The organism is Citrobacter sp. XY323, assembly GCF_025106035.1.
In the GTDB taxonomy this organism is placed as follows: domain Bacteria; phylum Pseudomonadota; class Gammaproteobacteria; order Enterobacterales; family Enterobacteriaceae; genus Citrobacter; species Citrobacter braakii.
Genome location: NZ_JANYUK010000004.1, coordinates 359309 through 373462, shown reverse-complemented (window position 1 = coordinate 373462; position 14154 = coordinate 359309). Strand labels below are relative to the sequence as shown.

Below are 14154 nucleotides of genomic sequence, written 5' to 3'. Positions count from 1 at the left end.
CAGCAGGTGGGTGTTTTGTCGAATATTTCAGTAAATCGGGTGCTGTTGCTGCTGGTGTTTCTTACCATCGCGGCGGCAGCGCTTCCTTTCATTAGCTATGCTCCCAATCGCCTGGTTTCCGGTGAAGGTCGTCAAATCTGGGATATCCAACCCGACATGGCGTGGGGATTAGCGGCGGCCTGTGTGCTGCTGTTTCTTCTGTGCTTTGTACCGGGAAAATCCGGCAATATATTGACGCTTATCGTTAGCCAACTGTTGGTGATTGCGGCGCTGGTCATCGCCGGCACAACGGCAACGTATCTGGCTCAGACGGGTAGCCCGCTGGCCAGAACCAGCCTGGGCAGCGGGTTCTGGTTAGGGCTGGGACTGATGCTGCTGGCAGCCAGTGACGCCATTCGTCGCATCACCGAACGGGCGTCGTGGCGTTGGTTATTGCACGCACAAATATTCATTTTGCCGCTGGTGTTACTGCTCTCCGGTACGTTTAACGATCTTTCTCTGCTTAAAGAATATGCCAATCGCCAGGATGTCTTTAACGACGCGCTGGCGCAGCATCTGACGATTCTGTTCGCTACCGTGGTGCCCGCGCTGCTCATTGGCGTGCCGCTGGGCGTCTGGTGTACTTTTTCTGTCTCCCGTCAGGGGCCAGTATTCGCGGTACTGAACATCATCCAGACTATTCCCTCCGTCGCGCTGTTTGGCCTGTTAATTGCGCCGCTTGCCGGACTGGTGAAGCACTTTCCCTTGCTGGGTTCGCTTGGCGTAGCGGGAACCGGTCTGACGCCTGCGCTTATTGCGTTGGTGCTGTATGCGCTTTTACCGCTGGTTCGCGGCGTAGTGGCTGGATTGAATCAGGTTCCACGCGATGTACTTGAAAGCGCCCGGGCGATGGGGATGAGCGCGCGTCAGCGGTTTATCTCGGTGCAGTTTCCACTGGCGCTGCCGGTCTTCTTGCGCAGTTTGCGAGTGGTGATGGTCCAGACGGTGGGGATGGCGGTGATAGCCGCGCTGATTGGTGCAGGGGGATTTGGCGCGCTGGTCTTTCAGGGATTGCTCAGTAGCGCCGTTGATTTAGTGCTGTTGGGCGTGATCCCGGTCGTTGTGCTGGCTGTGTTGATTGATGCGCTGTTTGATTTAGGGATCGCGCTGCTAAAGGTATCGAATAATGATTGAATTTCGCCATGTCAGTAAAACCTATGGCCAGCAAAAAGCCGTCGACGACCTGAACCTGCAGTTAGGAGAGGGCAGTTTTTCGGTATTAATTGGCACGTCAGGTTCGGGCAAGTCTACCACGCTAAAGATGATCAACCGGCTGGTTGAACATGACAGCGGGCAGATCCGTTTCGCCGGGGAGGAGATCCGCAGCCTGCCGGTGCTGGAGTTACGACGGCGCATGGGGTACGCGATTCAGTCTATTGGTTTGTTTCCCCACTGGACTGTCGCGCAGAATATTGCCACCGTACCGCAGCTGCAAAAGTGGTCACGTTCACGTATTGATGACCGAACAGATGAACTAATGGCGCTGCTGGGCCTCGAGGCGAGTTTGCGTCACCGTTATCCGCATCAGCTCTCCGGTGGACAACAGCAGCGGGTTGGGGTTGCGCGTGCGTTGGCCGCAGATCCGCAGGTGCTACTGATGGATGAGCCTTTTGGCGCGCTGGACCCGGTCACCCGCGGCGCGCTGCAGCAGGAGATGACGCGTATCCACCGTTTGTTGGGACGTACCATTGTGCTGGTGACGCATGATATCGACGAGGCGCTGAGACTGGCGGAGCATCTGATTTTGATGGATGCGGGAAAAGTTGTGAAGCAAGGCACGCCGCTGTCGATGCTTACTGCGCCAGCGAATGATTTCGTGCAAACTTTTTTTGGCCGCAGTGAACTGGGCGTAAGGCTGTTGTCGCTGCGTACGGTAGGGGATTTTATCCGTCGCGGCGAACACTCAGACGGCGAGCCGCTGGTGGATGAGATGACGCTACGTGATGCATTGTCGGTGTTCGTGGCGCGTGGCTGCGATGTCTTGCCGGTCGTGACGCCGCAGGGGTTGCCCTGCGGGACGCTTCATTTTCGCGATTTGCTTTCGGAGACGCCGACCCGTGAAACGTCTTGCTGATCCATTGCTATGGCTTGTTGTGCTGTTTCTGATCCTGTTGGTGGGGTTGCCCCACAGTCAGGCCCTGTTTAGTTCGCTATTTCCGGCGCTGCCGCGTCCCGTGTATCAGCAGGAAAGTTTTACGGCGCTGGCGTTGAGTCATTTTGCGTTGGTGGGGATTTCAAGCCTTATTGCCGTCATCATTGGCACTGGAGCGGGAATAGCGGTAACCCGGCCCTGGGGCGCGGAATTCAGGCCGATGGTGGAAACGATTGCCGCCGTGGGGCAGACATTTCCTCCGGTCGCCGTGCTGGCGATCGCCGTACCGGTGATGGGGTTTGGGCTTGAACCCGCGATTATCGCGCTGATTTTGTATGGCGTGTTACCAATCTTGCAGGCAACTCTGGCGGGACTCGGCGGAATTTCTTCCAGCGTGATGGATATTGCCAGCGGAATGGGCATGAGTCAGGGCCAGCGGCTGCGTAAAGTGGAGTTGCCGCTGGCGGCACCGGTTATTCTGGCGGGAATTCGCACGTCGGTGATTATTAATATCGGCACCGCTACGATAGCGTCAACCGTCGGGGCGAACACGTTGGGCACGCCGATTATCATCGGCCTGAGCGGGTTCAATACCGCCTATGTGATTCAGGGGGCGCTGCTGGTCGCGCTGGCTGCGGTGATAGTTGACCGCGGGTTTGAGCGATTAGCGAGCCACCTTACCCGGCACGTAAAATGAATGTGTAGCCTGCCAGCATGACGCCGCCGATACCGCCGATGGCCATCAGCAGGAAGAGGGTAATGACACCGATTTTAGCTGCGCTCATGATGCACTCCTTATGTGAATCTAAGGATTGTACACGTTTGTTAACAGAATATTAAGAGCCGATCCTGGTTGGCTTTAAATACCGAGCGGATAAATATCGTGACCTAACGCGCGCCATTCGTTCAGTTGTTGCTGCTGAGCAGGCGTTTGGCTTTCGCCGCACCAGACCAGTAAGGTTCGCCCTTCAAACAGTTCCGGTCGCAATTGGTTTAGCGAGTGGGCGAGGACGTCAACGCGCCATCCCTGCTGGCTGGCTACCCAACCCTCCAGCCATAAGCGAGTGGTATCATGAATGTTCCAGCCGACAACCAGGGCATCTTTACCCTGTTTCTTGCGCGCCGAGGCCAGACAAATCGCGATGTAGTTGATGAGGACACCGTCGAGGATCCCCAGTAACGCCTGCAGGATCGGCTGCTGACATTGCAGGCGACGGCGTAACGGAATGAACAAATGGGTGTTGAGCGTTTGTGCGGGATAATCCTGACCGCGCTCTTTGATCCACATCCTGAGGCTATGCAGATTATTACTTTGCAAATAGCTCAACAGCGTCTCTTGCTGTTCGCGCCAGCCGTTATGCACATCAATGTTCTCATTGCTGAGCAACATTTTTACCTTACTGACCTGAACGCCGTTATTTATCCAACGTTTTATCTCACGGATTCGGTCGATATCCGCGTCGTTAAACAGGCGATGCCCGCCGTCTGTTCGCTGCGGTTTCAGTAATCCGTAACGCCTCTGCCACGCGCGTAAAGTGACAGGGTTGATATCACAAAGCAAAGCCACTTCACCTATTGTGTAAAGCGCCATCGTCGTCTCACTTATGCTCGCGAGGTCCCAGTTTTACTTTAGACGCTCTTTTGCGAACCAGGTAGTTTTGTCTGTTTTTTGATCAACAAATGGGTGAATTTGTAGTCATGCTCGCGCTTTCGAGTGATCGTTCTCACAAATTCCTTTTTTTTTGCAACACTTCAAAGAAAGTTACGCGCAGCCCATGTATGTTACGCGCTTTTAAGTGATGTGTGGTTGGCAGGTATGTACGAGTTTAATCTGGTGTTGCTGCTGCTTCAGCAGATGTGTGTGTTTCTCGTTATCGCGTGGCTCATGAGCAAAACGCGTTTGTTTATCCCGCTGATGCAGGTCACGATCCGGCTCCCGCACAAGCTGCTTTGCTACGTTACCTTTTCCATTTTCTGCATTTTGGGCACCTATTTCGGGCTGCACATTGATGATTCTATTGCTAATACCCGAGCTATCGGCGCGGTGATGGGTGGGCTGCTTGGCGGCCCGGTGGTCGGCGGTTTGGTCGGTCTAACCGGTGGCTTACATCGTTATTCAATGGGCGGAATGACGGCGCTCAGTTGCATGATTTCGACCATTGTGGAAGGTTTGCTCGGCGGGCTGGTGCACAGCGTGCTCACCCGTCGTGGCCGTACCGATAAAGTCTTTAGCCCACTGACCGCGGGTGCCATTACTTTTGTCGCCGAACTGGTGCAGATGCTGATCATCTTGTTAATCGCCCGGCCGTTTGACGATGCGTTTCGGCTGGTCAGTAATATCGCCGCGCCGATGATGGTGACGAATACCGTGGGCGCAGCCTTATTTATGCGTATTTTGCTCGATAAACGGGCGATGTTTGAAAAATATACCTCTGCTTTTTCCGCCACTGCGCTCAAAGTTGCCGCCTCAACGGAGGGTATTTTGCGCCAGGGGTTTAACGAGGTTAACAGCATGAAGGTCGCTCAGGTGCTGTATGAAGAGCTGGATATCGGTGCTGTGGCAATTACCGACCGCGAGAAGCTGCTGGCATTTACCGGCATTGGTGACGATCACCATCTACCCGGAAAACCTATTTCGTCGTCGTACACCCAACGGGCGATAGAAACCGGAGAGGTGGTGTATGCCGATGGGAATGAAGTCCCTTACCGCTGCTCTTTGCACCCGCAATGCAAATTAGGCTCGACGCTGGTGATCCCTTTGCGGGGGGAAAACCAGCGGGTGATGGGGACCATCAAACTGTATGAAGCCAAAAACCGCCTCTTTAGCTCGATCAACCGCACGCTGGGGGAAGGGATCGCCCAGTTGCTTTCGGCGCAGATTCTGGCCGGGCAGTATGAGCGGCAAAAAGCGATGCTCACGCAGTCGGAAATCAAACTCCTGCATGCACAGGTGAACCCCCATTTTTTGTTTAATGCGCTCAACACCATCAAAGCCGTGATCCGACGTGATAGCGAGCAGGCCAGCCAACTGGTGCAGTATCTGTCGACGTTCTTTCGCAAAAACTTAAAACGTCCGTCGGAGATTGTGACGCTGGCTGATGAAATTGAGCACGTTAACGCCTATCTGCAAATTGAAAAGGCGCGATTTCAGTCGCGCCTGCAGGTGACTTTAACGGTGCCAGATGCGCTTTCGTATCAGCAATTACCTGCCTTTACCCTACAACCTATTGTGGAGAATGCCATTAAGCACGGTACCTCTCAGCTACTGGATACCGGCGAAGTGTCGATTACCGCCCGCCGCGAAGGGCAGTATCTGATGCTGGATATTGAAGATAACGCCGGGTTGTATCAGCCAACGTCTGAGGCCAGCGGATTGGGTATGAATCTGGTTGATAAACGACTGCGCGAGCGGTTTGGCGACGATTTTGGCATCAGCGTAGCGTGTGAACCTGACCGCTTTACCCGAATCACTTTACGACTTCCTCTGGAGGAACTGGCATGATCAAAGTGCTGATTGTCGATGACGAACCGTTAGCGCGGGAGAATCTGCGGATCCTGTTGCAGGCGCAAAGCGACATCGAGATCGTCGGCGAATGTTCGAATGCGGTGGAAGCCATCGGCGCGGTACATAAACTGCGTCCGGATGTCCTGTTCCTTGATATTCAGATGCCGCGTATCAGCGGTCTGGAAATGGTTGGCATGCTTGATCCTGAGCATCGTCCGTATATTGTTTTCCTTACTGCGTTTGATGAATATGCGGTGAAAGCTTTTGAAGAACACGCGTTTGATTATCTTCTCAAACCGATTGAAGAGGCGCGACTGGAAAAAACGCTGAGCCGTTTGCGTCAGGAGCGCACAAAACAGGATGTATCGCTACTGCCGGAGAATCAGCAGGCGCTGAAGTTTATTCCGTGCAGCGGCCACAGCCGAATCTATCTGCTGCAAATGGATGACGTGGCGTTTATCAGCAGCCGCATGAGCGGCGTGTATGTGACCAGCAGCGATGGTAAAGAAGGTTTCACCGAACTGACGCTCAGAACGCTGGAAAGCCGTACACCTTTGCTGCGCTGCCATCGGCAGTATCTGGTGAATATGGCGCAATTGCGGGAGATCCGTCTGGAAGAAAACGGTCAGGCCGAACTGATTTTGCGCAACGGGCTGACTGTTCCGGTAAGTCGCCGTTATCTTAAAAGCCTAAAAGAGGCGATTGGACTGTAAAACTGATACACTGCGCGCCATTGCATCACCGACAGTTGAAGGCTCTATGCTAAGTAACGATATTCTTCGTAGCCTGCGCTACACCCTGAAAGCGAACAATAACGACATGGTGCGTATTCTTGCGCTTGCTGACATGGAATCCACCTCCGCAGGTTTTGATACCTGGATGACAAAAGAAGATGAAGCCGGGTTTATTCGCTGCCCGGATATCATTCTCTCCGGATTTTTAAACGGTCTGATTTATCATCTGCGTGGTAAAGACGAGTCTGCGCCGGAACTGGCGCTTGAGCGTCGTGTTAACAACAATACGGTGCTGAAAAAGCTGCGTATCGCCTTTTCGCTGAAAACCGATGATATTCTGGCCATTATGACCGAGCAGAAGTTTCGTGTGTCGATGCCGGAAATTACCGCCATGATGCGCGCGCCGGACCATAAGAACTATCGCGAATGCGGCGATCAGTTTCTGCGTTATTTCCTGCGGGGTTTGACGTCGCGAGTGCACAAAACGAAAGCGTAAAACGACGCTGGCGACCGCGATGAATTTCGGGTCGCCAGGATGTTATTTCACCTCTTTAAAACCCGCCGATTCCATTACCGTTTGCATTTGCTTCATGCTGATATTTTTATCGGCTTTCTCAGAAAGCTTCATCCCGGAAATTGCCTGCAACGCTTTTATATCGACTTTTTCCATATCGATAGTGACATTTTCCTGCGCGTAGGTATCTGTATAGGTGAGCTTTTCTTCTACGCCTGCAATATTTTGATATTTGGCGCTTAACGCATCGAATACTTTTGCGGCTTCCTCTTTATTGCTGGCGCCGACAGACGCATAGCTGATTTTACTTTCGGAGCTTTGTTTCAGAACTTTGTCACCTTTATAGGTGTAAGAGACGGTGATATCCGAACCGTTAAGATTGGCATTGAATGTTTTCGTCTCTTCTTTATCACCACAACCCGCCAGGGAAAAAACCATAACCGATGCCACGGCGAGAGAAACTAATTTTTGTAACGCTGTCATGGAAACTCCATTTTATGAATATCGAAAGCTAAATAATAATTCTAATGAATATGATGGGGCCGGGCGGCCTTAATAGCAGAGCAGTATAGAATAAATCTAATAGCGATGGCTGAGCAGTCCGAAAATGGAGTGGGGGAGTGTGTTTAAGATTAAAGGTAAATCCCTCAGCAAAAAAAAGCGCTGCAGTTGCAGCGCTCGAGATGTCTGATTTATTTCACCTGTTGGCCAGGTTTTGCGCCTTCGTCCGGGCTTAACAGGAAGATATCTTTCCCGCCAGGACCTGCCGCCATGACCATCCCTTCAGAAATGCCGAAGCGCATCTTACGAGGTGCCAGGTTAGCAACCATAATGGTCTGACGTCCAATCAGGGTCTGCGGATCCGGATAGGCAGAACGAATACCAGAGAAGACGTTACGCTTCTCGCCACCGAGATCCAGCGTCAGACGCAGCAGTTTGTCAGAACCTTCCACAAACTCGGCGTTTTCAATCAATGCCACGCGCAGGTCAACTTTGGCGAAATCGTCAAAGGTAATGGTTTCCTGAATCGGGTCATCCGCCAGCGGGCCGGTTACTGGTGCGGCAGCGGCCTTCACTTCTTCTTTCGACGCTTCCACCAGCGCTTCAACTTGTTTCATGTCGATGCGATTGTAGAGCGCCTTAAAGGTGTTGACCTTGTGACCGAGCAGCGGTTGCTTAATGGCATCCCAGCTCAGCTCGCTGTTCAGGAAAGCTTCTACACGTTCAGCAAGCGTTGGCAGAACCGGTTTCAGGTAAGTCATCAGGACGCGGAACAGGTTGATACCCATGGAGCAGATCGCCTGCAGGTCGGCATCGCGGCCTTCCTGTTTAGCAACGACCCACGGAGCCTGTTCGTCAACGTAGCGGTTTGCCACATCGGCCAGCGCCATGATTTCACGGATAGCTTTACCAAATTCACGACTTTCCCATGCTTCGCCAATCACCGCAGCAGCGTCAGTGAAGGTTTTATACAACGCCGGGTCGGCCAGTTCAGCCGCCAGTACGCCGTCAAAACGCTTGCTGATAAAGCCTGCGTTACGTGATGCCAGGTTGACTACTTTGTTGACGATATCGGCGTTTACACGCTGTACAAAGTCTTCCAGGTTCAGGTCGATGTCATCAATGCGTGAAGAAAGCTTCGCCGTGTAGTAGTAACGCAGGCTGTCGGCGTCAAAGTGCTTCAGCCAGGTGCTGGCCTTAATGAAGGTACCGCGAGATTTGGACATCTTCGCACCGTTTACCGTCACATAACCGTGTACAAACAGGTTGGTCGGCTTACGGAAGTTGCTGCCTTCCAGCATTGCCGGCCAGAACAGGCTATGGAAGTAGACGATGTCTTTACCGATGAAGTGATACAACTCAGCGTCGGAATCTTTCTTCCAATACTCATCAAAACTGGTCGTGTCGCCGCGCTTATCGCACAGGTTTTTGAACGAACCCATATAGCCAATTGGTGCATCCAGCCAGACATAGAAGTACTTGCCTGGCGCATCCGGGATTTCAAAACCGAAGTATGGGGCATCGCGGGAAATATCCCACTGCTGCAGGCCGGATTCGAACCATTCCTGCATTTTGTTGGCGACCTGCTCCTGCAACGCGCCGCTGCGTGTCCAGGCCTGCAGCATCTCGCTGAATGACGGCAGGTCAAAGAAGAAGTGTTCGGAGTCGCGCATTACCGGCGTCGCGCCAGAAACGACGGATTTCGGCTCGATAAGTTCGGTCGGGCTGTAGGTTGCGCCGCAGACTTCACAGTTATCGCCGTACTGATCCGGAGATTTACATTTCGGGCAGGTGCCTTTAACGAAACGGTCCGGCAGGAACATGCCTTTTTCCGGATCGTAAAGCTGGGAGATAGTACGGTTCTTAATAAAACCGTTCTCCTTCAGGCGCGTGTAAATCAGCTCAGACAGCTCACGGTTCTCTTCGCTGTGCGTAGAGTGGTAGTTGTCATAGCTGATGTCAAAACCCGCAAAATCAGTCTGATGCTCCTGACTCATTTCACCGATCATCTGCTCTGGCGTGATCCCAAGCTGCTGTGCTTTCAGCATGATTGGCGTACCGTGTGCGTCGTCCGCGCAGATGAAGTTAACCTGGTGGCCGCGCATTCGCTGGTAACGGACCCAGACATCAGCCTGGATGTGCTCCAGCATATGGCCGAGGTGGATAGAGCCGTTGGCGTACGGCAGCGCGCACGTTACCAGAATTTTCTTCGCGACTTGAGTCATAGTGGGCAATTACTTCTTTTGTAGTGAAAAGGGCCTTGATAGTACCAAAATGGTAATTACTGCGCCAAGCGATAAGGGCATTTATCCGTAAATGAATAATTGTTGCGGTTGGAGTAAACTACCTGGTGACTATTGTATTTTCAGAACAACAAAAAGGAGTCGGGATGAACGCACAATCCCAGGCCAAATCACCAGAGACCCTGCGCGCGATGGTTGCCGGGACGCTGGCGAATTTTCAGCATTCAACCCTGAAGCATAATCTGACGACGCTTAAAGCGTTGCATCACGTCGCCTGGATGGATGACACGTTGCACGTTGAGCTGGTCATGCCGTTTGTCTGGCAGAGCGCGTTTGAGGACTTAAAAGAGCAATGTAGCGCCGATCTGCTGCGTATTACTGGTGCGAAAGCGATCGACTGGAAACTGTCGCATAACATTGCGACGCTGAAACGCGTGAAAAACCAGCCGGGCATTAATGGTGTAAAAAACATCATCGCCGTCAGTTCGGGTAAAGGTGGCGTGGGTAAATCCTCTACTGCCGTGAACCTGGCGCTGGCGCTGGCTGCCGAAGGGGCGAAGGTAGGGATTCTGGACGCCGATATTTATGGCCCGTCAATCCCGACGATGCTCGGTGCGGAAAACCAGCGTCCTACCTCTCCAGACGGTACCCACATGGCGCCGATCATGTCTCACGGCCTGGCGACAAACTCTATTGGTTATCTGGTTACTGACGATAATGCGATGGTGTGGCGTGGCCCGATGGCCAGCAAAGCCCTGCTGCAGATGCTGCAAGAAACCTTATGGCCGGATCTTGATTACCTGGTACTGGATATGCCGCCGGGTACGGGTGATATCCAGTTGACGCTGGCGCAAAACATTCCGGTCACGGGGGCGGTTGTGGTGACCACTCCGCAGGACATCGCGCTGATCGATGCGAAAAAAGGCATCGTGATGTTCGAAAAAGTCGAAGTGCCAGTGCTGGGTATTGTTGAGAATATGAGTATGCATATTTGCAGCAACTGCGGTCATCACGAGCCAATCTTCGGCACCGGTGGCGCGCAGAAACTGGCTGAGCAGTATCACACCCAACTGCTGGGACAGATGCCGCTGCATATTTCTCTGCGTGAAGACCTGGATCGTGGTACGCCGACGGTCATCAGCCGTCCTGACAGCGAATTTACCGCCATTTACCGCGACCTTGCAGGACGTGTCGCTGCCCAACTCTACTGGCAAGGGGAAGTGATTCCGGGTGAAATTGCCTTCCGCGCGGTGTAATTAATAGCGTTAAAAAGATTCACCGTATCAATAATGCATTGATGCGGTGAATATATTGGATGAAAAATCTCACTCAATTATTTATCCGGACTGTATAATTCATCTCTTTTTCTGAATAAACACCCTCAATGTATCATTTAAATTGATCAAATTGGTCGAATTAATCTACAATCTCAATTAGTCTTAGCGAGGAAGTTAATCCATAATCTATGGAAAGACGGCTTGTGTGCTGTTTCCCAACCGATGCAGGAATAATGAACGTAATGAAAAAAAATTTATTCTTGGGAGTTATTACTTTGGCTTGTGGAATGAGCGCTTCTGCTTTCGCCACAGATACTGCCACCTTGAATATCAATGGTCGGGTAACTGAACCCACCTGTAGCGCTGATGCCGGGTGTATATTTCAGATAAAAATGATGGGTTAACGACAATTAATCTAGATATGACATCTGGACCAGCAATGATTTTTCAGTAAGTAGAATTTAAGCTTTACAGTAACGCATAAACCCATCACGTGTCAGTTTTCATTACCCCGATACGAAATTAAAATGCCAGATACAACATTAAATGAGATGCTCACGGTTAATAATACCAAATCGGGTTCCACAAATCTGGTATTGAATTGCGAAAGTATATATAACGTTACCACCAATCCCGTCACTTTTAAGGTGGTGCGCGGTGACTGGGATGAAAGCGGGAAAATACTAAAAAACACGATAGCAAATGGCGCCAAAGGGGTGGGGTTCCAGATATATAATGGCACCGCGACTTCTCCCCTAAAACAGGGGGATAATCTGATGAACAGAATGACCAAACTGGAAGCAATCAGTAATCAGTACACTTTCCCTATCACTGCGAAATATATTCGCGTGACAGGGGAATCATTACTGCCTGGTGAAGTACAAAGTAAAGTGATATTTGCAGTATCTTATGACTAATTAATTTGCGGGTATTTCACGTACTTTCTTGCTGAAAGTACGTGTTTTTTCTATTAACGATGATAAAAAATCTCGCCGTCGTAGGCTTTAATGATCTTACCGTCAGCATCGTTGATCAGCACGTACGCACCACCCATGTAGGTCCAGTGGGTACCGGCGGTAGGGGCTGGCAGGTTGCGTTGGTTCCATTGCTTAATCGCATATTCGTCAGTACGGTACAGCGGTGGGACCGTGTCACCAGGTTTAAAATGGGTAAAGTCGGCGATGAAACCGCTCAACTCATACTTATCAATTCCGGTGGGAGCAGCTGTTGCGGCCGGCGCGGCCCAGACGACGCTGCTTGCAAGCAGGAGTGCACCCAGCAACATTTTATTCTTCATACCCATCCTCTTTACCTGTTCGGGTCATCAACATCAGTCGTGTATCATTCCTGGCTTATAGGGCATCTGACAAGAACTTTTTTGTGTTCACGCCAGTCATTTCGTAAAAAGTGTAAATGAATGTACAGAATAGCTGCAACCTTACCCCGTAATTTCGTGGAGGGCCATGGTGCTGCGCTAATTTACATCATCAAGCGTAGGCAGTATTCTGTTACCGAAACTTGTGTTTCAACGACTCGGGGTGCCCTTCCTGGTGAAGGCTGAGAAATACCCGTACCACCTGATCTGGATAATGCCAGCGTAGGGAAGTCTGACACTGCTCGTGTCCCTTCTTCGCGCGGGCAGGAGCTGAACCATGCAGCCTGACCTGCACAGCCGCGCACTCGCGGCTCAAACCTTACACCAATTTAGAACGCTTTCCCCTCTCACACACTGCATGACCAACGAGGTCGTGCAAAGCTTTACGGCCAATACGCTGCTGGCGCTGGGCGCATCACCTGCAATGGTAATCGAGCCCGAGGAAGCCAGTCAGTTCGCGGCTATTGCCAGTGCATTACTGGTTAACGTCGGCACCTTAACCCGGGAACGGGCTACGGCGATGCGCGCCGCAGTTGAGCGGGCACAACTTGCTAAAACTCCGTGGACGCACGATCCCGTTGCCGTGGGGGCGCTGGAGTTTCGTCGTCGCTTCTGTCTGGATTTGTTGGCGCTACAGCCTGCAGCTATCCGCGGCAACGCTTCGGAAATACTGGCTCTGGCGGGTATGAACGGCGGGGGACGCGGCGTGGATACGACCGATACGGCAGCCGCTGCGCTTCCCGCAGCGCAGGCACTGGCTCGTCAGGTTGGGACCATTGTCGTGGTTACCGGCGAAATTGACTATGTCACCGATGGTCAGCGTACCGTCTGCGTGAACGGGGGTGACCCGTTGATGACGCGCGTGGTGGGCACCGGATGCGCGCTGTCGGCGGTCGTTGCGGCCAGTTGCGCCCTGCACGGTGACCGGCTTGATAACGTCGCCTCCGCCTGTAGCTGGATGAAACAGGCCGGACAAATAGCCACTCGACAATCAACCGGACCGGGCAGTTTTGTCCCGGCATTTATCGACGCCCTCTATAACCTGAACGCGCAGGAGCAACTATGAAACGGATTAACGCATTAACGATTGCCGGAACCGATCCAAGCGGTGGCGCAGGTATTCAGGCCGATTTAAAAACGTTCTCGGCGCTTGGCGCTTACGGCTGCTCGGTTATCACGGCGTTGGTGGCGCAAAATACGCGCGGGGTGCAGTCGGTGTATCGCATTGAACCTGACTTTGTCGCCGCACAGCTGGATTCGGTGTTCAGTGATGTGCGTATCGACACCACTAAAATCGGTATGCTGGCGGAAACGGATATTGTTGAAGCGGTCGCCGAACGTTTGCGTCGCCATCGGGTGCAAAATGTCGTGCTGGATACCGTGATGCTGGCGAAAAGCGGCGATCCGTTGCTGTCTCCTTCGGCGGTTGAAACGCTGCGTACCCATTTGCTGCCGCAGGTTTCGATTATCACCCCAAATTTACCCGAAGCTGCGGCGCTGCTCGGGGCTCCCCATGCGCAGACTGAGCAGGAGATGTTAGAGCAGGGAAGGGCGCTGCGGGCGCTGGGTTGCGAGGCGGTGTTGATGAAAGGCGGTCATCTGGAGGATGCGCAAAGCCCCGACTGGCTCTTTACCCGTCATGGCGAGCAGCGTTTTACCGCGCCAAGGGTGATGACCAAAAATACCCACGGTACTGGCTGTACGCTATCGGCGGCGCTGGCGGCGCTGCGTCCGCGCCATGACAACTGGGCACAGACAGTGCAGGAAGCTAAGTTGTGGCTTTCAGCGGCATTGGCGCAGGCCGACACGCTGGAAGTCGGTGAGGGAATTGGTCCGGTGCATCATTTCCACGCGTGGTGGTAATGAGTATACTG

Annotated in this window: 15 protein-coding genes, 1 pseudogene and 1 riboswitch; of the genes and pseudogenes, 11 read left to right on the top strand and 5 right to left on the bottom strand. The window is 52.6% G+C overall.

Annotated features, from left to right (window positions below; all coding sequences use genetic code 11):
- Positions 1-6: 6 nt before the first annotated feature.
- Genes N0B36_RS08260 through N0B36_RS08250 form a run of 3 tightly spaced genes read left to right on the top strand, consistent with a single transcriptional unit; the run spans position 7 to position 2828 of the window.
- Positions 7-1173, top strand: coding sequence for an ABC transporter permease (locus tag N0B36_RS08260; RefSeq protein ID WP_047502418.1), 1167 nt, complete (start codon positions 7-9; stop codon positions 1171-1173).
- Positions 1166-2113 (top strand): ABC transporter ATP-binding protein, encoded by a 948-nt coding sequence (locus tag N0B36_RS08255; protein WP_016153694.1) that lies wholly within the window; start codon positions 1166-1168, stop codon positions 2111-2113. Before N0B36_RS08260 ends, N0B36_RS08255 begins: the two co-directional genes overlap by 8 nt.
- The gene (locus N0B36_RS08250; protein ID WP_131379631.1) at positions 2097-2828 is read left to right on the top strand and encodes an ABC transporter permease; all 732 of its coding nucleotides are present in this window, start codon (positions 2097-2099) and stop codon (positions 2826-2828) included. The genes N0B36_RS08255 and N0B36_RS08250 overlap by 17 nt, the downstream gene beginning before the upstream one ends.
- Here the strand turns inward: N0B36_RS08250 and N0B36_RS08245 are convergent.
- Both N0B36_RS08245 and mlrA read right to left on the bottom strand, forming a co-directional pair.
- A complete protein-coding gene (locus N0B36_RS08245) occupies positions 2809-2916 on the bottom strand; it encodes a protein YohO (RefSeq protein ID WP_003027354.1) in 108 nt (35 codons plus the stop codon). The two genes, N0B36_RS08250 and N0B36_RS08245, sit on opposite strands and share 20 nt — an antisense overlap.
- Positions 2917-2990: 74 nt before the next feature.
- Positions 2991-3722, bottom strand: coding sequence for an HTH-type transcriptional regulator MlrA (gene mlrA / locus N0B36_RS08240; protein WP_016153692.1), 732 nt, complete (start codon positions 3720-3722; stop codon positions 2991-2993).
- Between the two features lie 225 nt (positions 3723-3947).
- Between mlrA and N0B36_RS08235 the strand changes: the two genes are divergently transcribed.
- From N0B36_RS08235 to N0B36_RS08225, 3 genes are read left to right on the top strand one after another with little or no spacing between them, the layout of a single operon-like run.
- Positions 3948-5633 (top strand): sensor histidine kinase, encoded by a 1686-nt coding sequence (locus tag N0B36_RS08235; protein WP_016153691.1) that lies wholly within the window; start codon positions 3948-3950, stop codon positions 5631-5633.
- On the top strand, positions 5630-6349 hold the full coding sequence (gene btsR / locus N0B36_RS08230; protein WP_016153690.1) for a two-component system response regulator BtsR: 720 nt from the start codon (positions 5630-5632) through the stop codon (positions 6347-6349). Before N0B36_RS08235 ends, btsR begins: the two co-directional genes overlap by 4 nt.
- A 46-nt stretch (positions 6350-6395) precedes the next feature.
- Positions 6396-6866 carry a DUF1456 family protein gene (locus N0B36_RS08225; protein WP_016156965.1) on the top strand — a complete coding sequence of 157 codons (471 nt, stop codon included), beginning with the start codon at positions 6396-6398 and terminating at the stop codon, positions 6864-6866.
- A gap of 42 nt (positions 6867-6908) precedes the next feature.
- Here the strand turns inward: N0B36_RS08225 and N0B36_RS08220 are convergent, their stop codons facing one another.
- Together N0B36_RS08220 and metG are read right to left on the bottom strand one after the other, a co-directional pair.
- Positions 6909-7367, bottom strand: a complete 459-nt coding sequence (locus N0B36_RS08220; RefSeq protein ID WP_200080098.1) for a YehR family lipoprotein — start codon at positions 7365-7367, stop codon at positions 6909-6911.
- A gap of 209 nt (positions 7368-7576) precedes the next feature.
- Positions 7577-9610, bottom strand: a complete 2034-nt coding sequence (metG, locus tag N0B36_RS08215) for a methionine--tRNA ligase (protein ID WP_047501004.1) — start codon at positions 9608-9610, stop codon at positions 7577-7579.
- 164 nt (positions 9611-9774) lie between these two features.
- Here metG and apbC point away from each other — a divergent pair, with 164 nt between their 5' ends.
- The 3 genes and pseudogenes from apbC to N0B36_RS08200 all read left to right on the top strand — a co-directional run.
- A complete protein-coding gene (gene apbC, locus N0B36_RS08210; protein WP_016153686.1) occupies positions 9775-10884 on the top strand; it encodes an iron-sulfur cluster carrier protein ApbC in 1110 nt (369 codons plus the stop codon).
- Between the two features lie 263 nt (positions 10885-11147).
- The gene (locus tag N0B36_RS24405; RefSeq protein ID WP_409065453.1) at positions 11148-11309 is read left to right on the top strand and encodes a DUF2574 family protein; all 162 of its coding nucleotides are present in this window, start codon (positions 11148-11150) and stop codon (positions 11307-11309) included.
- Positions 11310-11363: 54 nt separating this feature from the next.
- Positions 11364-11822, top strand: a pseudogene (locus tag N0B36_RS08200) (fimbrial protein); the annotation flags it as partial.
- 53 nt (positions 11823-11875) lie between these two features.
- Here the strand turns inward: N0B36_RS08200 and N0B36_RS08195 are convergent.
- The gene (locus tag N0B36_RS08195; protein WP_019077205.1) at positions 11876-12208 is read right to left on the bottom strand and encodes an RcnB family protein; all 333 of its coding nucleotides are present in this window, start codon (positions 12206-12208) and stop codon (positions 11876-11878) included.
- Positions 12209-12429: 221 nt separating this feature from the next.
- A riboswitch (TPP riboswitch) is annotated at positions 12430-12526 on the top strand.
- A gap of 31 nt (positions 12527-12557) precedes the next feature.
- Between N0B36_RS08195 and thiM the strand changes: the two genes are divergently transcribed.
- Both thiM and thiD read left to right on the top strand, forming a co-directional pair.
- A complete protein-coding gene (gene thiM, locus N0B36_RS08190; RefSeq protein WP_259687063.1) occupies positions 12558-13346 on the top strand; it encodes a hydroxyethylthiazole kinase in 789 nt (262 codons plus the stop codon).
- Positions 13343-14143 (top strand): bifunctional hydroxymethylpyrimidine kinase/phosphomethylpyrimidine kinase, encoded by an 801-nt coding sequence (gene thiD / locus N0B36_RS08185; RefSeq protein WP_047359143.1) that lies wholly within the window; start codon positions 13343-13345, stop codon positions 14141-14143. Before thiM ends, thiD begins: the two co-directional genes overlap by 4 nt.
- The last annotated feature ends 11 nt before the right edge of the window (positions 14144-14154 follow it).

Coding starts and splice junctions, on each gene's coding strand:
- N0B36_RS08220 (WP_200080098.1), bottom strand. CDS start 7,367: ATGACAGCGTTACAAAAATTAGTTTCTCTCGCCGTGGCATCGGTTATG.
- apbC (WP_016153686.1), top strand. CDS start 9,775: ATGAACGCACAATCCCAGGCCAAATCACCAGAGACCCTGCGCGCGATG.
- N0B36_RS08255 (WP_016153694.1), top strand. CDS start 1,166: ATGATTGAATTTCGCCATGTCAGTAAAACCTATGGCCAGCAAAAAGCC.
- N0B36_RS08245 (WP_003027354.1), bottom strand. CDS start 2,916: ATGAGCGCAGCTAAAATCGGTGTCATTACCCTCTTCCTGCTGATGGCC.
- thiD (WP_047359143.1), top strand. CDS start 13,343: ATGAAACGGATTAACGCATTAACGATTGCCGGAACCGATCCAAGCGGT.
- N0B36_RS08225 (WP_016156965.1), top strand. CDS start 6,396: ATGCTAAGTAACGATATTCTTCGTAGCCTGCGCTACACCCTGAAAGCG.
- N0B36_RS08195 (WP_019077205.1), bottom strand. CDS start 12,208: ATGGGTATGAAGAATAAAATGTTGCTGGGTGCACTCCTGCTTGCAAGC.
- metG (WP_047501004.1), bottom strand. CDS start 9,610: ATGACTCAAGTCGCGAAGAAAATTCTGGTAACGTGCGCGCTGCCGTAC.
- btsR (WP_016153690.1), top strand. CDS start 5,630: ATGATCAAAGTGCTGATTGTCGATGACGAACCGTTAGCGCGGGAGAAT.
- thiM (WP_259687063.1), top strand. CDS start 12,558: ATGCAGCCTGACCTGCACAGCCGCGCACTCGCGGCTCAAACCTTACAC.
- N0B36_RS24405 (WP_409065453.1), top strand. CDS start 11,148: ATGAAAAAAAATTTATTCTTGGGAGTTATTACTTTGGCTTGTGGAATG.
- mlrA (WP_016153692.1), bottom strand. CDS start 3,722: ATGGCGCTTTACACAATAGGTGAAGTGGCTTTGCTTTGTGATATCAAC.
- N0B36_RS08235 (WP_016153691.1), top strand. CDS start 3,948: ATGTACGAGTTTAATCTGGTGTTGCTGCTGCTTCAGCAGATGTGTGTG.